The sequence below is a fragment of the Nostoc sp. DedQUE05 genome, assembly GCF_034530955.1.
Taxonomy (GTDB): domain Bacteria; phylum Cyanobacteriota; class Cyanobacteriia; order Cyanobacteriales; family Nostocaceae; genus Nostoc.
Window position 1 is genome coordinate 1 of sequence record NZ_JAVRCB010000053.1, and the last position, 19,893, is coordinate 19,893.

20 protein-coding genes, 1 tRNA gene and 1 pseudogene are annotated in these 19,893 nt (G+C 41.8%); 16 read left to right on the plus strand and 6 right to left on the minus strand.

All coding sequences use genetic code 11. The features are described from left to right. Positions 1 to 147: 147 nt before the first annotated feature. Positions 148 to 849 carry a hypothetical protein gene (locus RMZ42_RS29365; protein ID WP_322674734.1) on the minus strand — a complete coding sequence of 234 codons (702 nt, stop codon included), beginning with the start codon at positions 847 to 849 and terminating at the stop codon, positions 148 to 150. Positions 850 to 1,144: 295 nt separating this feature from the next. Here RMZ42_RS29365 and RMZ42_RS29370 point away from each other — a divergent pair. Further along, positions 1,145 to 1,217: transfer RNA gene (locus RMZ42_RS29370), tRNA-Ile, on the plus strand. Between the two features lie 98 nt (positions 1,218 to 1,315). Here RMZ42_RS29370 and RMZ42_RS29375 read toward each other — a convergent pair. After that, complete coding sequence (locus RMZ42_RS29375; RefSeq protein WP_322674735.1) at positions 1,316 to 1,750, minus strand: hypothetical protein; 435 nt, start codon at positions 1,748 to 1,750, stop codon at positions 1,316 to 1,318. A 106-nt stretch (positions 1,751 to 1,856) separates the two neighbouring features. On the opposite strand from RMZ42_RS29375, the gene pyrE reads away from it, so the two are divergent. Together pyrE and RMZ42_RS29385 are read left to right on the plus strand one after the other, a co-directional pair. Beyond that, on the plus strand, positions 1,857 to 2,480 hold the full coding sequence (gene pyrE, locus RMZ42_RS29380; protein WP_322674736.1) for an orotate phosphoribosyltransferase: 624 nt from the start codon (positions 1,857 to 1,859) through the stop codon (positions 2,478 to 2,480). Positions 2,481 to 2,496: 16 nt separating this feature from the next. After that, entirely contained in the window at positions 2,497 to 2,823 is a 327-nt protein-coding gene (locus tag RMZ42_RS29385) for a hypothetical protein (protein ID WP_322674737.1), read from the plus strand. Positions 2,824 to 3,012: 189 nt separating this feature from the next. Here RMZ42_RS29385 and RMZ42_RS29390 read toward each other — a convergent pair whose 3' ends face one another. Next, entirely contained in the window at positions 3,013 to 4,527 is a 1,515-nt protein-coding gene (locus RMZ42_RS29390; RefSeq protein WP_322674738.1) for a sensor histidine kinase, read from the minus strand. Beyond that, positions 4,524 to 5,207, minus strand: a complete 684-nt coding sequence (locus tag RMZ42_RS29395; RefSeq protein WP_322674739.1) for a response regulator transcription factor — start codon at positions 5,205 to 5,207, stop codon at positions 4,524 to 4,526. The genes RMZ42_RS29390 and RMZ42_RS29395 overlap by 4 nt, the downstream gene beginning before the upstream one ends. A 148-nt stretch (positions 5,208 to 5,355) precedes the next feature. On the opposite strand from RMZ42_RS29395, the gene RMZ42_RS29400 reads away from it, so the two are divergent. The 3 genes from RMZ42_RS29400 (at position 5,356) to aspS (ending at position 8,616) form a co-directional block, all read left to right on the plus strand. Further along, positions 5,356 to 5,625, plus strand: a complete 270-nt coding sequence (locus RMZ42_RS29400) for a hypothetical protein (RefSeq protein WP_322674740.1) — start codon at positions 5,356 to 5,358, stop codon at positions 5,623 to 5,625. Between the two features lie 146 nt (positions 5,626 to 5,771). Beyond that, positions 5,772 to 6,422: a hypothetical protein gene (locus tag RMZ42_RS29405; RefSeq protein WP_322674741.1), complete on the plus strand. Its 651-nt coding sequence runs from the start codon at positions 5,772 to 5,774 to the stop codon at positions 6,420 to 6,422. Between the two features lie 406 nt (positions 6,423 to 6,828). Beyond that, on the plus strand, positions 6,829 to 8,616 hold the full coding sequence (gene aspS / locus RMZ42_RS29410) for an aspartate--tRNA ligase (RefSeq protein ID WP_322674742.1): 1,788 nt from the start codon (positions 6,829 to 6,831) through the stop codon (positions 8,614 to 8,616). Positions 8,617 to 8,798: 182 nt separating this feature from the next. Here aspS and RMZ42_RS29415 read toward each other — a convergent pair whose 3' ends face one another. Further along, on the minus strand, positions 8,799 to 9,437 hold the full coding sequence (locus tag RMZ42_RS29415; protein WP_322674743.1) for a DUF4241 domain-containing protein: 639 nt from the start codon (positions 9,435 to 9,437) through the stop codon (positions 8,799 to 8,801). A gap of 222 nt (positions 9,438 to 9,659) precedes the next feature. Between RMZ42_RS29415 and RMZ42_RS34840 the strand changes: the two are divergent. The 5 genes and pseudogenes from RMZ42_RS34840 to RMZ42_RS29435 all read left to right on the plus strand — a co-directional run. Further along, positions 9,660 to 9,887 (plus strand): annotated as a pseudogene (locus RMZ42_RS34840) (DUF3011 domain-containing protein); the annotation flags it as partial. Between the two features lie 7 nt (positions 9,888 to 9,894). Further along, on the plus strand, positions 9,895 to 10,062 hold the full coding sequence (locus RMZ42_RS29420; RefSeq protein ID WP_322674744.1) for a hypothetical protein: 168 nt from the start codon (positions 9,895 to 9,897) through the stop codon (positions 10,060 to 10,062). Between the two features lie 334 nt (positions 10,063 to 10,396). Continuing rightward, the gene (locus RMZ42_RS29425) at positions 10,397 to 11,677 is read left to right on the plus strand and encodes a pitrilysin family protein (RefSeq protein ID WP_322674745.1); all 1,281 of its coding nucleotides are present in this window, start codon (positions 10,397 to 10,399) and stop codon (positions 11,675 to 11,677) included. Between the two features lie 139 nt (positions 11,678 to 11,816). Further along, entirely contained in the window at positions 11,817 to 12,680 is an 864-nt protein-coding gene (locus RMZ42_RS29430) for a fructosamine kinase family protein (protein ID WP_322674746.1), read from the plus strand. Between the two features lie 289 nt (positions 12,681 to 12,969). Further along, entirely contained in the window at positions 12,970 to 13,608 is a 639-nt protein-coding gene (locus tag RMZ42_RS29435; protein WP_322674747.1) for a histidine phosphatase family protein, read from the plus strand. A 261-nt stretch (positions 13,609 to 13,869) separates the two neighbouring features. Here the strand turns inward: RMZ42_RS29435 and RMZ42_RS29440 are convergent, their stop codons facing one another. After that, entirely contained in the window at positions 13,870 to 14,739 is an 870-nt protein-coding gene (locus RMZ42_RS29440) for a helix-turn-helix transcriptional regulator (RefSeq protein ID WP_322674748.1), read from the minus strand. A 383-nt stretch (positions 14,740 to 15,122) separates the two neighbouring features. On the opposite strand from RMZ42_RS29440, the gene RMZ42_RS29445 reads away from it, so the two are divergent. The 5 genes from RMZ42_RS29445 (at position 15,123) to cas7d (ending at position 19,890) form a co-directional block, all read left to right on the plus strand. After that, the gene (locus RMZ42_RS29445) at positions 15,123 to 15,293 is read left to right on the plus strand and encodes a hypothetical protein (protein WP_322674749.1); all 171 of its coding nucleotides are present in this window, start codon (positions 15,123 to 15,125) and stop codon (positions 15,291 to 15,293) included. Positions 15,294 to 15,431: 138 nt separating this feature from the next. After that, complete coding sequence (locus RMZ42_RS29450) at positions 15,432 to 15,683, plus strand: DUF433 domain-containing protein (RefSeq protein WP_194144152.1); 252 nt, start codon at positions 15,432 to 15,434, stop codon at positions 15,681 to 15,683. A gap of 110 nt (positions 15,684 to 15,793) precedes the next feature. Next, complete coding sequence (locus tag RMZ42_RS29455; RefSeq protein WP_322674778.1) at positions 15,794 to 16,039, plus strand: DUF5615 family PIN-like protein; 246 nt, start codon at positions 15,794 to 15,796, stop codon at positions 16,037 to 16,039. Positions 16,040 to 16,150: 111 nt separating this feature from the next. Continuing rightward, a complete protein-coding gene (locus RMZ42_RS29460; RefSeq protein WP_322674750.1) occupies positions 16,151 to 18,844 on the plus strand; it encodes a CRISPR-associated protein Csc3 in 2,694 nt (897 codons plus the stop codon). 17 nt (positions 18,845 to 18,861) lie between these two features. Beyond that, a complete protein-coding gene (cas7d, locus tag RMZ42_RS29465; protein WP_322674751.1) occupies positions 18,862 to 19,890 on the plus strand; it encodes a type I-D CRISPR-associated protein Cas7/Csc2 in 1,029 nt (342 codons plus the stop codon). Positions 19,891 to 19,893: the final 3 nt, after the last annotated feature.

Consider the following 19,893-nt stretch of genomic DNA (forward strand, 5'->3'; position numbering starts at 1 on the left):
TCCCCAGTCCCCAGTCCCCAGTCCCCAGTCCCCAGTCCCCAGTCCCCAATCCCCAGTCCCCAGTCCCCAATCCCCAGTCCCCAGTCCCCAGTCCCCAGTCCCCAGTCCCCAGTCCCCAATCCCCAGTCCCCAGTCCCCAGTCCTCTTCTACCTTTCTACAGGAATATTCGATGCCTCTAGCTTCAATTGTTGAGCGGGATAATCAGTGAGAGCAAGTGATATTTTCTTGACATCATCAAGTAAAGCTGTAGGAATGCTTACTGTACCTGAAAATGCTGGCCCATTTACAGGCAATTCTGTTGGTAAACCCTCTGTACTTGCACTCAGGGTTCGTCCTTTGTCATCAGTAACATCTAAAAAACTATACAAGAAGCGCACAGAATCCTTACCTTTGTTCTGCATTTTCACTTTCAGTAGTAAATCACCACCAGAGTAGCGAGCAGATTGTACAGTCATTGTTACACCCTGACTTTGGGCAGTAACCGGAAAACCTGGTAGAGGCTTTTCTTCAACTACTTCTGGGGGTTTTTCCTCTGGCTTCTGCTTGCTGCTGTTGGTTTCTTCATCATCTTCTTCGGGCTTTTCCGATTTAGCGGCTTTAGTTTTACCCTCAATTCGCGCCTTGACTATTTTCAGAATTTCTTCCTCTTTTAATAGCACTAGCCCTCCCTGTTGAGAGCTATTTGCCTTATTGCTGGCAAATTTAGTTGTAGGACGCCCATCTGGTGTAGTCACGCCTTTAAGTGCTGAACTCCCCAGTTCAAAGCCCAATAACGCGCTCACAGAACCTGCTCCCATCATCAGAATTAACAAAATCAAAGTAAGAAGTACAGTAGAATTTATTTTCATCGCTGACAAGCTATCACAATAGAATGCTGGTCTATTTAAGAATAGTGAAGCTTTTGACCTCAATCCTTAAAGGAACTTAATCAATATTAGTTTGCACTATATCTATGATCAAATTATGTAGTATAAAAATCTAATAAACTATTGTCCAGTATTCACACGTGGTAAATTTGTGCTATATTCATTGAATTGGCTAAACTCAGTGCGTGAAGTATTTTGCTCGCTCTAAAATTAGTAAATAAGGTTGACCTAAGAGTTGAAGTAATTTTCTCGTAGCAACCCACACACCAAAAAACAAGCGCCTTTGGCCGATTGGGGAGGCAACGAACTCATAATTCGTCTTCAGGCTGGTTCGATTCCAGCAGGGCGCACTGAATCATAAAAAATGGGCATGGGGCATGGGGCATGGGGCATTGGGCATGGTTTATTCTCCTTGTACCTGCATTTTCCCACTCCCCACTCCCCAATCTTACCGAGATGGTAATGTTTCAAACCTGAATTCTGTTCCTACTTTGAGTTTGTTGCTATAGCGAGGAGACACGAGCAACGATGTGTCATAAGGATTTGGTAAATCAGGAGTACGAATATAAGGATCGTTGCCAACTTGCTGAGTCAGGGCATCATGATATAAAGTATTAACCAAATTGGCGTCGCGGGCAATTTCATTTTCTGGGAAGGAACCACCGAAACCAGAACCAGATCCGAAAAATGAGTCTAGCTGACGCTTGAGGCTGCTACTATTTTCGTAGAAATTGCGATCGTGACGAAAATAAGCTCGTTCAAATACATCATTCATAGTTTCAGAATTGGGTGTTGCCGTTTGGGCAGATGCAATAGAGGGAAAAGCAATACCAGCAGCAAGCAGCACCAATAAACCACCAAAGGTTTTAAATTTTATACGCACGTTTTTGACTCCTCAACTTTTGCTTTGGGCGAATCTTAATTTATGCTGAAGTTCAGAACTCTGATGAGTTCAACCTTTGGTGTAGCACAACTTTTAATGTTTTGTAATGACGTATCCTACTGAAACTCTTACCCACTCAGATATTTGGGCAACCACTTCTGATTTGACCACTTTACGCCACAAGTTACTAGATTTATTTTGCCAACTTGCTTATCAAGAGGGTGATTTTCTCTTATCTTCTGGGCTACGTAGTTCTTATTACGTCAATAAGACACAGGTAACACTCCATCCTCAAGGTGCTTTAGCAGTCGGACGATTACTATTTCCTTTATTACCTGTAGATACACAGGCTGTAGGTGGTTTAACAATGGGAGCCGATCCAATTGTGACAGCAGTGAGTATAGTTTCTGTTTATGAAAACCGCCCAATACCAGCGCTGATTATTCGCAAGGAAGCCAAGGGTTATGGAACAAAAGCTTATATAGAAGGCCCCAGTTTACCAGAGGGCGCAAAAGTAGTAGTTTTGGAAGATGTAGTCACAACTGGGCAATCTGCTCTAAAAGCGGTTGAGCGTCTTAAAGATGCAGGTTATACCGTAAATCAAGTAATTTCACTGGTAGATCGACAACAAGGGGGAGGTGAGTTGTACCAGTCAGCAGGGTTGAAGTTTGAAACTTTGTTTTCGATTCAGGAAGTTCAAGAACGCTACCGACAACTTGCAAATTCATGAACAAAAGGAGATAAATATGCAAGCAACAGTATCCACACTAACACAAGAAAAAGTCGATAAAGCTGTGAGCGCAATTCTTGAAGTACTAGGAAAGCCAGAAAATGATTTACACCACAAAGCGTTAACAGCTTTTCAGAGTGGCGATTATCAAACTGTAAAGAGACTGGCATCTACTAACTTGACTGATGATTATTGCAAAGCTTTGGGATATCTGGGAGGAGCGCTGAAGTTGACTCCAAACACTGATACTATTTTGGCGGAATCGGCTCGTAGTGCAGCTGAATTTGTCAAAGAAAAAGCATTGCAGCACCTTGGTCTTAAGATCGCTGATGCTTTGAATTAATCAATGCAATGAGCTTGCGCGATCGCTCTTTCGATGGCGGTATTGTACTTATACCAATTCAATTAATGATTGCAACACATTCTTGGGTAAAGACGCGATTCATCGCGTCTCTACAAATGGTCTATTTGTTGCATTCTTTTTTCAAATTGGTATTACTTTTTCCGGCTTCCTGTAGTAACAAAAGAAGAATTACTTCATCGGTAAGGTGAGGGTGAATGCTGTTTGACCAGAAAGTGTTAAATCAAGAGTAAGGTCGCCACGATGTGCCCTGGCAATTTCTCGGGCTAGGCTCAGTCCTAGTCCGATTCCTTCTACCTTGCGGTTACGTGAGGGATCGCCGCGATAAAATCGGTCAAAAATGCGATCGCGATCGCTTAGGGGAATATCTTTTGATGTATTGACAATGGTGACGTGAAGAGTTCTTGGAGTTTGATGAGCGCGAATTTGTATCCAGCCGTTGGTGAGATTGTATTTAATTGCATTACTAAATAGGTTTTGCAAAACTTGAATTAAAAGATCGCGATCGCCTTTTATCCACAACCCATTAGTAAAGTCAGTTTGCACTGTCAAATGGGGAGCTAGCATTTCCACATCTTCTAGCATCTCCATCAGCAACTCAGACATATCCACTTCAACCAGATACAAGCTCATTTTTCCGGCATCTGCCAGAGATAGCAACAAGAGTTTTCGCATAATTCCACTCAGGCGGCGCACCTCATCTAACAAATTGCTTAGGCGCTGTTGTACTTCACTACCGGGATCGACTTGTTGGAGTGTTCGTTCTAGTTCGCCTTGCAAAATAGTCAGTGGGGTTTTTAGTTCATGAGCCGCATCACCACTAAAGCGGGAAGCTTGGGTAAAACTACGTTCCAAGCGTGACAACATCAGGTTAAACACCTGAATCAGTTCGACAAATTCAACATCAGTTGTCCCAATGGGAATCCGCTGATCTAGCCCTTTGACAGTTACCTGTTGAATTACGCCCGTTAATTGCCTGATGGGACGCAAAGCACCGCCAGAAACTAACCATGCTCCCACCGCAACCAGCAGCAGCGCTCCCGGAATTGAAACTAGGAAGATATTGCGAATGATAGCCATATCTCGATCTACGGCTTGCAAGCTAACGGCAATGGCAATCTGAGCATTAGGTAATTTAGTTGCCCCAATCCGCCAGACTGCGGTTGTTGTCCGCTCTGTGACAAATTGAGGTGGGCGTGGACGAATCAGTGGTGGTCGCTCGAAGGATGGATTGGTAGTGGAGGGTAAAGGTGGTGGTTCTCTCTTCGGCGACGGTGGTAGAGTTGCCAACTCAAGACGCTTCAGCAACAGACGATTCACCTCAAGATCGGTAGGTAGGGAGTTGGATTGATAAAGTATATTGTTATTTGTGTCCAGCACCACCAGGGCGACGGGGGTTTTTGTATTGGTTCCGAAAGCATAAGATAAGGAATCTTCGTAAAACTGCCATCGCGATCGCTCGCGTGAATTTTCTTTTTTGGAAAAGGCTGCGCCAGTGGGAGGTTCCTCTGGTGGAGGAAAGTTCGGAGTTGCCCGCATCAAGTGATTTAATAGTTCTGCATCCAGGCGGCTAATCTTAGCATTGTAAATCTGAAACCAGGAAACCGCGCCAAATCCGACTAATGTGCTGCCAGCTAGAGCCGCAGACAACAGAGCAATGCGGAGTCGAAACGAAGGAAGTTTCATGATGAAGAATCTGGCTTGCGAAATCGATATCCAACCCCTCGAATGCTTTCAATCCAGACTACTTGATCGATGGGGTCAATCTTTTTACGAATTCGCTGGATACAAACATCCACAACGTTGGTGTTGGGGTTAAAATCGTAGCCCCAAACGTGTTCTAAAATTTGAGTACGAGTGAAAACCCGTCCGGGAGAACGCATGAGATATTCTAGAAGATTAAACTCGCGGCTGGTGAGTTCTATCGCTTGGCGATCGCAAGTGACTTCTCTAGTGATGCGATCGAGTTTGATCGGCCCAACGCAAAGTAGATTTTGGCGATCGCTTACACTCCGACGCACAACGGCATGAATTCTAGCTGCTAATTCTTCCACAAAAAACGGTTTAGCGATATAGTCATCCGCTCCCAAATTTAGCCCTTGCAAGCGATCGTCTAGTTCATTCCGAGCCGTCAACAAAATTACCGGAGCGTTCCGACCTTGCCGCCGTAATAGTTTTAGAATTGATAGTCCATCTTTTCCCGGCATCATAATGTCGAGTACGATCGCATCATATTCGTTGTCTAATGCCCGCAGATATCCGTCATCACCGTTATCGCAGTAGTCTACAACAAATCCCTGCTCCTTTAATCCAGCCCGGACAAAGTTAGCAATTTTCGCTTCATCTTCAACAAACAGAACATTCACAGCATTTATTAATTCATATATTCTTCTATTCTAAATTCATTATTTTTTATTCAAATTACAAAACTGTAATTTAGAAAATAGGAAAGCTGTAATTTTGAGGTGGCTCAATTATAAATATGAACACCGTAGCTTTTAAAGGTTGATTTTTATGAATATTCGTCGAGTCTTAGCTGTAGCCGCAATTCCTTTTTTGATTGGTACATTCGGTTTTGTTGCACCCAATCAGGCAAATGCCGCTAATCCACCTCATTGGAACGCCGAGATTTCACAACAGCCCAACAAACGGCAAATATCTGATGAAAAACCACAAATTAGACATTCTAAACTTCGTCCACATCAGAAAAAGCGTACTCCCCAACGTCCCCAACCTCATAATCAAGAAGCAGTTCAAAACCGGGTAGAACGCAATAACCGTTAATTTATGCACCCTTGCATTTTGCCTCGCCCTCAGCGGCGATCTCATCAGAGTATTGTTGTTTCTAAATTACAGTTTTGTAATTTAGAAACAGGGCAAACTGTTATTTTGAGAAGACTTAATTAGAAATATAAACCTTTGGAGATTTAATGATGAATATTCGTAGAGTATTAGTAGTAACAGCGATTCCTGTTCTGATTGGCACATTTGGTTTGATTTCACTCAATCAAGCAAATGCTGCTAATCAATTCGAGCGAATTGCACAGGCGCAACAACCGCCCAACGAACCATCAAACGAACAGCCGCGTCCACCCAGACCTGATTTTGCAGCCGCAGCGACCAAATTAGGAGTTACAGAAGCCCAATTAAAGGCGGCGTTAGGAGTTCCAGCCAATCCACCAAATCCAGGCGATCGCAATCAACGCCCACCCAGACCTGATTTTAAAGCTGCAGCGACCAAATTAGGAGTTACAGAAGCCCAGTTAAAGGCGGCGTTAGGAGTTCCAGCCAAGGAGCCAAATCCAGGCGATCGCAATCAACGCCCACCCAGACCTGATTTTAAAGCCGCAGCAACCAAATTAGGAGTTACAGAAGCCCAGTTAAAGGCGGCGCTAGGAGTTCCAGCCAAGGAGCCAAATCCAGGCGATCGCAATCAACGCCCACCCAGACCTGATTTTAAAGCCGCAGCAGCAAAGCTGGGTGTCACTGAACAACAGTTAATCGACGCACTAGGTGTTCCACCTCATCCTCCTGGCGATGGCGGAGCCTCTCCCCAAGAAAATCGTCCTAATCAACCATAGAACACGCAGTAGGGGCGTAAGGTCTTGTGCCCCTACAACAGGTAAGGTTTTTTCCCCTTTAACATGACGTGAGTTCGATGAACCTCTCCCGGACAACCTCCCTCTCCCACGGGGAAAGGGAGGAGCAACGAGAAATTAGGGTTTTGGCTCCCCTCTCCGTGTCGGAGAGGGGTTGGGGGAGAGGTCAAAAAAGGGCTTGTCGAACTCACGTTAACATGAGTCCCTTTCCCCCAAAACCCGACAAGTATTGGGTGTAGTTCAAATAGATGAAAGATGCTGTATATATAGTGTGAGATTATTTGATTTTTTCTTTCACCAGAACTACTACAATTACTATTGATGCTAGATAATGGGAAGGCTTTGACATTTTCTTGCCAATCTAGCCCGGAAACAATAACTAAGACTTATGCGAACTCACTATTGCGGCGAACTCCGAAAAGAACATATTGGAGAAACTGTTACCTTTTACGGATGGGTAGACCGTCGCCGCGATCATGGTGGTGTGATATTTTTAGATTTACGCGATCGCTCTGGAACTGTCCAAATCGTCAGCGATCCGCAACGCACCCCAGATTCTTACGAATATGCGAACGCCCTGCGAAATGAATATGTTGTCGAAATCACTGGTAGGGTAACACAACGTCCCGAAGAATCGTTGAATACCCGCATCCCCACAGGCGAGGTAGAAATCTACGCCGATAAAATTGAACTACTCAATGCTGTTCGCAAACAGTTACCTTTCCAAGTTTCTGTAGCTGACACTGAAACAGTGCGAGAAGACTTACGGCTGAAATATCGTTATTTGGATTTGCGACGCGAACGTATGGCGCAAAATTTGCAACTGCGTCATCAAATTGTCAAAGCCATGCGTCGTTATCTAGAAGATTTGGAAGGTTTTATCGAAGTCGAAACCCCAATTCTTACCCGTTCTACCCCAGAAGGAGCGCGGGATTATGTTCTACCTAGTCGCGTCAATCCTGGTGAATGGTATGCTTTGCCGCAATCACCCCAGCTATTTAAACAATTGCTGATGGTATCCGGCTTAGATAGATATTATCAGATTGCCCGTTGCTTTCGTGACGAAGACTTACGCGCCGACAGACAACCAGAATTCACGCAGTTGGACATGGAAATGAGCTTCATGTCCCAAGAAGAAATTATCGAACTAAATGAGAATTTAGTTTGCCATATTTACAAAACAGTTAAAGGCATTGAGTTACAGCGCCCTTTCCCTCGTCTCACTTATGCTGAGGGGATGGAACGTTACGGTAGTGATAAACCAGATACACGCTATGGTTTGGAATTAGTGGATGTCTCAGATATCGTCAAAGACTCTGGTTTCAAAGTCTTTCGGGATACTGTTACCAATGGTGGTATCGTCAAAATTCTGCCCATTCCCAACGGTAACGATGTAATTTCTAATGTCCGCATTAAACCAGGCGGCGATTTATTTAAAGAAGCCAGCGAAGCCGGTGCGAAAGGTTTAGCTTATATCCGCGTCAGGGATGATGGCGAAATTGATACTATTGGCGCGATTAAAGACAACTTAAGCGAAGAACAAAAACAAGAAATTTTGCGCCGTACAGGTGCAAAAGCTGGACATTTGCTGTTGTTTGGGGCAGGGGAAGCTGCTACAGTTAATAAAACATTAGATAGATTACGGCAAGCGATCGCAAGAGAATTTAACCTAATCGATCCAGAAAAAATTAACTTACTGTGGATTACAGATTTCCCGATGTTCGAGTGGAATGCTGACGAAAAACGTCTAGAAGCATTACACCACCCGTTTACAGCACCACATCCTGATGATTTGAGCGACTTAAAGACTGCACGCGCCCAAGCTTACGACTTAATACTCAACGGCGTAGAAATTGGCGGCGGGAGTCTGCGGATTTATCAACGAGAAATTCAACAGCAAGTGTTTGAAGCGATTGGGTTATCTCCTGAAGAAGCACAAAGTAAATTTGGCTTTCTTTTAGAAGCATTTGAATATGGTACGCCGCCGCATGGTGGCATCGCCTACGGTTTAGATCGTTTGGTAATGTTGCTAGCTGGAGAAGAATCCATTCGGGATGTCATTGCTTTTCCAAAGACACAACAAGCACGTTGTTTGTTAACAGATGCGCCTTCGAGTGTAGATGCTAAACAGTTGAAAGAATTACACGTTGCTTCGACTTATAAACCAAAGTCTTAACTCGACTTTATCCAATTAGGCGGCATAAACAGCAATATCGTTTGTTTCATTGCCAATACCAAACAAGCCAACCCAAGGTGCGCCCTATCACCCGTTGTTTTGGAAACAAAACAAACCCTTTGCGCTCTTTGGGTTGGAGTACTACTTGTATAATCCAACGGCAATTTTGATTATTTTAATATTCAAAACTCAGTGACAACGTTAACAATTTTATCTTCGGTGTCGTATCCAAAGTAGGTTGGATAACAACCATCTCCATACCCTGATGAAAAAGCAATTATATTTAATTGAGTAGATTTATCTATACAAACATTTGCCCAATCCCATGTAGGTCTGTAATTTTTTCTTAATTCATCTTGAATCAGGTCTATCAAGCTTTCTTCTTGGGGATTAGCACTGTGTGCATAGTATATTGAATCATCAAGAATCTTTACTGCATCAAAATCCATAAAGCAGCCAACTCCAGAATCAACTGGATAACCCAAGGTGTCATTTTCTGTAAGCGAAGCTAGTTCTTCATCAGAGCAAATACCTAATTTCCAATTTATGGGACTTTCTTCGCTAATACGAATTATGGCATAAGCCACTCTTTGGTCATTATTTCTTGGATAATGAGCAACAATTAAGAAAACAGGATATTTACCAATTGGTAAAGACTTTTGAAAAGCTTCACTATCAGGAAAAGCAAGTGGGTCACAAGCTACTAATCTTCCTGAAGTTAAAATTAATTCCCCAACATAATGGGTTGTAAATGTAATATCTCCAATTGAACTAGATAGTTTTTCACCTCTTAAAGCTTTATAAAAATTAATAGTATCCATTTTTGTATAACGTTTGAAATAGATATTGTAGCATAAGTATAGTTCAAACCCTTGCAATGCTTAAGTGCTTGATAGAAGCTGTTGTCTTTGATGAAGTTAAAAGTGCAAATATTTTTTGCATTTAATCTGATTTATGCATTGGCTATGAATGCAATTTGCTAGAATTACTATAGTTTTTGTTTCTGAGATTTGGAAGAAATCTAGCATTTTATTATTATGATTATGCGCCTTCCCACAATTGCTGCGACCTTTCTGGTTGCTAGTCTTGGTATCGGTACACTTTTGAGTATTGCTGCCCCAGCTTCAGCTGACGAGATAATAACTTGTGCAAGCCAAAATAATCGAAGGAATACTTGTTCGGTAAATACAAGAGGCAGAGTGAGGCTTGTTAGGCAATTGTCTAACACCAGTTGTAGAGGAAATTGGGGCTATCGGAGAAATCGTATTTGGGTGAAAAATGGTTGCCGAGCTGAGTTTTCAGTTGGCGATCGCAGAAACGACAGATATGACAGATACGATCGAAATGATAGATATGACAGATACGATCGCAGAAACGATAGATATGACAGATACGATCGAAACGATAGATATGACAGATAGGAGACTGGGTATTGCATCAATATAGATAGTTAAGCAGAAATTAAGAAACTTACTTCTGCTAACTTTTATAAGTAAAGCCCTTATCAACTCTAAGAGGGTATTGATTTCTATGTATGTTAATCAAACATTGCTTTCGAGTGCGTGTCTAGTTGGCATTTATCTAGCGTTTCAAAACTTTGGATAGATGTTTCGGGTATATACAGCTAATTTCAAGTTGATGAAGTACACAAGCTGTCAAGTCTTCTTTGCGTATCTTGCTAATGCGATCGCTTCTTTTTTTGTAGAGAAGCGATCGCAGTGTTTATTTTATAGTCGCAGATAAGATAAGAGAGTAACATGCTCCTCACACACAAGTAGCAATGACCTCAACCCTGCGGAAACTTCCCCGTCTCAATGCTCCGACGCTGCACCAATTGCCCAATGGTTTGACAATCATTGCCGAGCAAATGCCAGTTGAAGCCGTAAACCTTAACTTATGGATAAAAGTTGGCTCTGCTGTCGAACCTGATGCTATTAACGGCATGGCTCACTTTTTAGAACATATGATTTTTAAAGGAACAGAGCGACTGGCAAGCGGCGAGTTTGAACGTCGAATTGAAGAACGGGGTGCTGTTACTAATGCCGCTACTAGCCAAGACTATACTCATTACTATATAACTACTGCCCCCAAAGATTTTGCCGAGCTTGCGCCACTACAAATAGATGTAGTATCGAATGCGAGTATTCCTGATGATGCTTTTGAACGTGAGCGATTGGTAGTTTTAGAAGAAATTAGGCGTTCAGAGGATAATCCCCAGCGGCGTACATATCGGCGGGCGATGGAGACAGCTTTTGATTATCTACCCTATCGCCGTGCGGTATTGGGGCCAGAATCGGTGATTGCCGGACTTAAACCCCAGCAGATGCGAGATTTTCATGCTGATTGGTATCAACCCCAGTCAATTACGGCTGTGGCTGTGGGCAATTTGCCCGTAGAAGAATTAATCGCAACTGTTGCGGAAGGATTTACAAAAGCCACTAAAACTCCCCACTCCCCACTCCCTACTCCCCACTCCCCCCTGAATCCTGAATCACCATTTACAGAAATTGTTCGTCGAGAATTTATTGATGAAAGTCTGCAACAAGCAAGACTAGTAATGGTTTGGCGGGTTCCCGGAATGACTCAGTTAGATTGTACCTATGGATTAGATGTTTTAGCCGGAATTTTAGGACACGGACGGACATCAAGACTGGTAAGGGATTTACGGGAAGAACGGGGATTAGTTTCTTCAATTTCTGTGAGCAACATGAGCAACGAGCTACAAGGGGTATTTTATATTTCAGCTAAATGTGCAGTGGAAAATTTAGCAGTTGTAGAGGATGCGATCGCTCAACACATTAGCAAACTACAAACAGAGTTGATAACAGAATCAGAGATTGCCCGTATACGGCAGCGAGTAGCTAACAGATTTATATTTGGCAACGAAACACCAAGCGATCGCTCTGGGTTGTATGGTTATTATCAGTCTTTGGTGGGAAATTTGGAACCCGCCTTTAACTACCCGGCGATAATTCAGAGCCAAGATGCAACAGACTTGATGCAAGCAGCCAAAAAGTATCTATCTCCAGATGCTTATGGTGTAGTTTTTGTCAAGCCGTAAATTAAAAATTAAAAATTGGGAATAGGGCATGGGGCATTGGGCACAAGAGGCAGAGGGGAAAGACTTACTGCAACTTCTCCCTTGCTCCCTTGCTCCCCTGCTCCCCCTGCTCCCTCATCCCCCACTCCCCAATTGAATCATGTGGACTCAAATCGACACCCATATTAGTCAGATGACTGGCGAAAAATTTCAGAGTCAGCAACGGCGATCGGTTGGTGGCGGGTGCATCAACCAAGGTTATGCTGTCTCTAATGGTGAGATAACCTACTTCGTCAAACAAAACCTTGCATCCCAAGTTGCAATGTTTGAAGCTGAGGCGTTGGGTTTAAAGGAAATGCTAGCAACAGCTAGTATTCGCATCCCCAAACCAATTTGCTGGGGTACTGCTGATAATTCTAGCTACATCGTCCTGGAATGGTTGGAACTTGGTAGCGGTAATAGCAATTCGTGGCTAGAAATGGGACGCAAGTTAGCGGCGATGCATAAAACTAGCAATAGTCAAGTTTTTGGATGGAAAATTAACAATACTATTGGTTCTACACCTCAAATTAATACTTGGACAGCAGACTGGACGGAATTTTATATTAAACATCGCCTGGGTTATCAATTTCAGTTGGCAAGGCGACGGGGAGGTAATTTTCCCCAACAAGACAAGTTACTAGCAACTATCCCGGAACTATTGGCGGATCATCAGGTGCAACCTTCTTTAGTACATGGCGATTTATGGGGCGGAAATGCTGGGTGTACTGCATCGGGAGAACCAGTGATATTTGATCCAGCAACTTATTTTGCGGATAGAGAAGTTGATATCGCCATGACCGAATTATTTGGTGGTTTCCCTGCAACGTTTTATAAGGGTTACAACGAGGTGTTTCCGTTAGATGCAGGCTATGAGCAGAGAAAAACGCTTTATAACCTGTATCACATTTTGAATCACTTCAATTTATTTGGGGGTAGTTACGATTCGCAAGCCAATAGGATGATTGACCAGATTTTACGATAAGGGATGCGGATTAAATTAAAGTGCAAAACTAGTGACACGGCGTCGCGGAAAGTGCCACGAGACACAAGGGAATCAGTGCGGTCTTCGGGCTTTGCCCCAAGTGGAGCATCTAGCGGCGTCCTTACTTCAATAATCCCACGTTTTTAAATGTGGGTTCCCTTCTGCCTCACTTCGACTACGCTCAGTGACCACCTGCCTTCTGAATTTGTCCTGGTGTCACAGACTCGATTGCGAGATTGATGGTATTTTATTTTTGCACAAACTCCTTTATCCCAATCGCATACAAGCTATGACACTCAATTTATATTTACTGCGACATGGAGAAACTACCTTTAGTCAAAGTGGTAATTTCTGCGGTGAAACTGATGCGGAGTTGACAACAGAGGGGATGCAGATGGCATCCGCTTTTGCCGATGTTTATCAACAATTGAAGTGGGAAGGGGTTTATGTTAGCCCAATGAAACGCACAATTGCAACTGCCAAGCCATTTTGTGATGCTATCGGTATAGATATGCAGTTGCGTGACGGACTTAGAGAAGGTAGTTACGGCGAATGGGAAACTAAGAGTAAATCGTTTGCCCAAGAGAATTACGCAGAAAACTATCTAAAATGGGTGACAGAACCCGCTTGGAATGCACCACTAGGTGGAGAAACTGCGGTAGATATTGCTAACCGTTCTATGCCTGTAATTGCTGAAATTCAAGAAAAACATCCCCAAGGTAATGTTTTAGTAGTTTCTCATAAAGCTACGATTCGGATTATGCTTTGCAGTTTACTGGGAATTGATTTGGGACGCTATCGCTATCGGGTGAATATTTTGGTCGCGTCGGTAAGTATGGTTAAATTTGACGTTAATGGCCCCTTGTTAGAAATCTTAGGCGATCGCCATCATATACCCGATCATATTCGCTCTCGTCCGGGAACATAATAGTCTCTTAGGGACTTGCAAAAAATAAATTATCCCAAATTATTTCTAGATTTGTAGGGGCGCAAGGCCTTGCACCCCTACAATTGGATTATTTTTTTAACTGGAAGGCGCTGCTTCGCCCGGCTAGCGATCGCGTAGGTTGACAAAGCCTTCAGTAAATAGGAGATTAATTTGATCGGGTATGAGGATTTATGCCCTGCCGAACCGATTTATTTTCATAGGTTCTAGCGTATCTTTGGTAAGATGCCTATCCCACAAGACTTAACTCCTGGTTTCGATATCGTATAACTGGCATAAGGTGAGGAGTTTTTGTTTAAGGCGATCGCGCAGACTCTCAGGTGATACAATCACGCAATCTTCCCAATAGCGCGAAACTTCTCGTATCAACCAAAAATCATTAACTACTCTTCGCACGACTTGGCGAACATCTCCAATTACTTCATCTTTAATGTCATCTTCTTTAGGTTGATAAGCTTTAACTAAGCCTTGGCGAAAATGCAAGTACACTTCTAGATAATCTAGTTCTCCACGCCAATTTCCACTGGCGGGTATAGTTGCCATTGATTCGATGCGGTCTAGACGCAAGCACCGATTGTGCCATAGTTCTGGTAAATCAGGAATATCGTTTTCTACGTCTTGAGTTTCTTCACACCAAATCATTAAGTAAAAACGTCTCTCAAAGAAACGAACTTCAGCATAGCGAACTGTATATGCTAGTTCATCACCTTGAGAGTTTTGATAAACAAGGTAGAAAGGCTGTTGTCTCTTGATTAACTCTTCAATTTGAATTCGCCATGCAGGAGCAGGTTGACTTAGTTGTTTCATCAGCGATTGACGCAAGGGAGCTTCAATATTACTACGCTCTAACAAAAGTGTAAGTATAGTTTGAGCTTCCCCTATCTGACCTGCATCACTCAGAGCTTTGATAGCTTTGTGTAAAGCGTTAACTTGGTTTGAGTCAAGGGTGAAAGGCTTTCCGACCTCTACAGATTGTTGTGCGATCGCCACTATTAAGCCCGATATACTGGGGTCTTTGCCCCAATATATGTTGAGACGAAGGGCGATCGCTTCTAGTTGTTCCTTGGTTCCTGGTGGAATTGACAGTGTAATCGTTTCTTTTTTTCTGGACATCTATAAATTGTAATTGCACTATTGACATAAATGGTATTTATAGCTATTTTATATGTATACCAAGTTAATCAATAATTTCAATACCAAAAAACACAATGTTACTCGCTAGGCAGATACGAAAAAAGCCAGAGCTATACCCTGGCTTGCAACCCCTGATAGGGATTTATGGACGAAAATAAACTGACCCCTATGTATACATGTCACTATTTTCAATCCCTGATAGGGATTCTAGGAATGTTTGGGGTCACAAATAAATATAACCCAATATGATCTCAAACTAGAGGCTAGAGAAAATGACATCAATGTTTATATGACACTAGACAAATAATATGCCTATACTAGGAGCAGGTAGATTTCGTTCAACCTGCAAGAGGTCATAGGTCATGAACTACTCAGTGGAATATATCGCTCACAAGATTGCTGAATATATGGTTCTGATTGACAAGTATCAACGCGAAATCCTCCAGTTGAGGAGGGTAATCGCAGATTTGAAATGTCAACCAGTAACTAATGAGGAAGGTGAAATCATAAGTTATAACGACTTTGAGAGCTAAATCTAGATAGAATTTAGCATTATTATGATTAAGCGCAATAAGCTTCGATCATGACCAATGACCATTTGCTGTCCAGAATTTCCCTTGACTCCAATATTTGTTTCGATAAACCTTGTATTAGAGGTTATCGTATAAACCATGAACGAACAAACATTACTAGAAAGAATCACATTTAACCCCCAAATCTTTGGCGGTAAACCGATCATTCGAGGTCGTCGCCTAGCTGTTGAACATATTTTAGGAATGTTAGCAGTAGGAGATACTATTGAAACTTTGCTAGAAGCTTATCCCTGGTTAGAACGGGAAGATGTACAAGCCTGTTTAGTCTATGCACGAAGGTTAGTTGGTCATGAACGAGTTGAACCTTTATTCATAGAGTCCCCAAGGTGAAAATACTACTAGATACTTGCATTAATGCTAGGGTGCGTATTGATTTACAAACGGTTGGGTATGATGTAGTTTGGTCTGGTGATTGGCCAAAAGATCCAGGTGACAAGTAAATTTTAGCAACCGCCTATCGTGAAAGTAGGATTTTAGTCACCCTTGATAAAGATTTTGGAGAGTTAGCAATTCTGCGGGGAAATCCTCACTGTGGTATCTTGCGCTTAGTTAATCTCTCAACCAAAGAACAATCAAAAGTTTGTTTGCAAGTACTTCAGCTTTACGGAGACGAATTATTCTCTGGTGCAATTGTAACTGCTGAATTAGATAGAGTCAGAATTCGCCCACCTGAAAATAGGGCTTGAAAATTCATTCAGTAAAAACTCGTACTAGTGGCGCAATAAATTAAGACAGACTATGGTGTTTGTTGACCACTTTGTGAGACTGAGTTTGGTATTAAATCTATATCTTTCAATATGATTAAGCGCAGTCGGCTTTTAAATGCTCCTCCCAAAACTTTGGAGGAGATTTATTTCAGTGAAATTCGCCCCCAGCTTTACGAAAATCATGCACATCATCATCAGTACGGCGTAAGAAAGGGTACAACCCTTGCAGAACACCTCGATTCTGCGTGTCAGTTCATTTTGACAGTCAGCCGAATCGCAGAAGTCCCAGAAGATAAAAGACCTTTGCTACTAGCTGCAACTGCTGTTCATGACCTGAATAAATTAGATACCCAAGGACGCAATGTTAAAACCCTGGCTAGAAATCAGGAATTTTTACGAGAACAACTTGAAAAAGCTTGTGTACTTAGCTTTGTTGTCTCAGAAGATGATTTGGAGTTAGTCAGAAAGCTAATTGAGCGCCATTCAGGTCATAACGTCAGCGATGGAGCAAGATTTTTACCAGAAGATCCAAATATTAAATGTTGGGCGGCGATGCTGACTGCTGCTGACTTGTTTGATTTAGGAATTCCAGATGCACAACGTTTTCGCAAACTGGAAACAGAATTAACCGTTGCTTTTGATAGAAGATGTAACCTATTTAGAATAAGCCTCTCTGAAGATAAAGGCTATATTACAGCCCTGTTGCTGGGTGCTTGCGAAGAGGTTTTACAAAAGTATGGGTTAAATCCTTTAGCAATTTTCCCTGATGGTGAACTTTTTGAAGGTGAAGCTTTAGCAAATGTAGATTTTACAAAAGAAATAGCTGCTGTTTGGCAAAGTAAAATTGACCAAGTTTTTGGGAATAATATCGAAAGACTTGTCAGAGCTACTAAAGATGGTATTAAAGTTACTCATCAAGCTATCCAACAAAATATTGAGGAAGTTTTGGTAAATGTTGAGGCTCTTTTAGAAAGTAAAAAAGCTGGATATAAATCAGATAAGATTGCTAAAGATGTAACTAAATGGGGTGAAGCGGCTGGTGCAGATGCACTAATAAAAACGGCTGAACTTCAGTTATTACCTGTAAGTAATGCAGAAGAATTTGCCATATCTGAAGGTTTAAAAGCAGCTTACCTCAGTTATAGAGAAGCCGGATTAAGTCCTAAAGAAGTTTGGGATAAAATCGCTCATCATACGGGTATATCTAAACTTCAGCGTACTGCAATTGAGCCGTTTAATGGTCAATATGGACGACCTTTATTTGCTGCTAAAGCTGCTGTTAAGGGAATTCAGGGTATTAAAGAAGCTCTACAAGAATCTTTCCAACTAAGAAAGGAAAGTACACAAATATCTGAAGAAACAGAAGTATCTGAAGAAATGATTGCAGCCGTTAGCCGAATGGTAAATTTACCTTTTGCTATTCGGTTAAATGGAGCCGATGATTTAAATGCTTATGTAGAAGCAAATCCCAGACAAAGATGCTCTTTAGGTTCTACTTCTACTGATATAGATGAGCTAATTTCAGATAATATGCCCCCTGGTACAAAAGTACAGGCTTTTTCTAATCGCTTACCGGGTGGTATCAGTACTGAACCAAAAAGACAAGCAGATTCAATTGCAGCTTTAGCTTACCAATTAATGGCAGTTGGGGCAAACTTTCCTGCTGTTAAAAAACAAGACCCGCTTTATTTGCACTTAGCATTACCTAAAGGTTCTGCTCCAGAACTGTTGAGAATTTGGCGTGGACTTTTAAAACAACTTGCATCGACAAATGCTGAAGGTGGTACTGTCACTATTGATGAATTGAAATTATATAAAGATAACCAGCTTGAATTTAAAGCTAACAAAGTAGTTGGTTTAGCATTACCAAAACGTCCTGATTTTGTTCATACATCTGTCATTATTCCTTTAGTTTGGGGAGATGTTACTAATTATTTAGCTTTACTAAAATCACTGAGACTTGCTTTAGAAATTTCCTTGTCTTTAGATATTGGCTTTCCTTTTACTTTGAGTAGCAATCTAGAAGTGGAGTTATCTAGTGATGTTTACGGACGAATAGAGGGAATTCCTTCTGCACTGCAAACTTTATTGGGAAATGGACAATATCAGCAACGCCAAGATGCAGAAAAAATTCTTGAGCGACTACGTTGCATTGGCAAACTAGCAACATCTGTTGCAAGTATTCAGAAAGCTGATGATTGTTTGTATGATTTGGCTCGTGCTTGTGTCAGACCAATTGAACTTTATTATGTCTTGCTACGTTGGACTCTGCGAGAACAAGATGAACCAAACTTGAGTGTTATTTGGAGCCGCATTTGTGAGCCGTTAAATACTTTACTGGAGAGCTTTATGCCGGATGAAAACTTACTCTTAACTAAATATCTTAGAGAAGCTGCTCAAGTTGCAGCAGAGGGAAAAATTTGGGGAAGTTCTTTTAAACGAACTGCTCAAGCAGAACCGTTTACAGCTTTTATTGCTGCTATTCGTTCTCAAAAGCCTTATTTGGGGTTGGATGTAATTTTTGCCGCTTTAGTACAGCAATATCATACTCGCTTAGACCGTATCCGTGAGCATGGCGTAGGTGCAACAAAGTATGAACAGGTCAAGCGTTATTACGAGCTATTACGAAAACTATATGAGGAGGTTTATTCAGCACGTCCTGAGAAGTTTTTGTCTGACCAAAAAACTTTAGAAGCTGCTTATTTATTCTTCCTTGAAGAGGCACGTAAACAATTTAAAAGTGAATCTAAAGATGATTCTGTCGAAACAACTACAACTGTTTAAATAATTAGGAGTTTATCATGTCCATTTCAAAACTTTCTTCAGTTCTAGCAACAAGTTATGAGAATTTCCCCAAAGGACGTTTTATTACTTTAGTTGTTTTAAGAACAACCCATTCTGAAACTATCTTTCGTACAGAAGGTTCAGGCGAACCAATGTGTAGCGAATTTGTCCAAGCTGGTTTAGAGGGTGAAAATCAAAAAACTATAATTCAACGCTTGGTAATGACTAAGCGTAAACAAGTAGCGCCAGAAAGACGCTACGGACGAGAACATTTAAGAGCGCATGAGCTTTTATACACTAACCCTAAAGATGGCTCTCTTTGTTCTTTAAATACTAATGCACCTTGTGAAATGTGTGTAGATTGTTTCCTCTACGGCTTCGCGGCTGGTGGGGGTGGCGCTCAAAAAAGTCGCATTTGGACTGAAGATGCTTTTAGTATTTTACCTGCTAGTGATGTTGTAGGCGATCGCACCATAAACGCCATCTACGAAACTGGTACAATGCGCGATGAAAAAGGTAACGCCTCAACAGCTTTGAATACCAGTGAATACATTAAACCAGGTGTGCATTTTCTGGATGTCGTCACCCTAAAAGATGTAACTGCGGATGAACTGCGCTATATCATCGGTAATATTCTTTTTACAAGTCGTTATGGTGCGGTTTCCAGTCGTGTTGGACGCATGGAAAACCAAATATTAGGTGTATTTGGCAGTATTACCGAACTTCCTAGTTCTCTGGAACTTGTACAAGCTACTTATGATGTATTAGGTAAGCCTTTAGAACACCCTTTGAATATTAATCAATTAATTACAGCAAGCAAACAAGTAATTGCTAATTGGAAAAATAAAAGAGGGGTTTCTGTGCAGCTATCTGAAGACGAATTATCAAATTTACTGGCTGATGTAGAAACTCATTGGTCACCAGATGAACGTGATAATTTTCTCAAGCGTTTAACGCAATCCTATGAATCCTTCCGTCAGGTTACACCTGAGAAGAAAAAGGCTAAGGCGAAAGGCAAGAATATACCAGTTGAAGTAGAGATTTAGGTT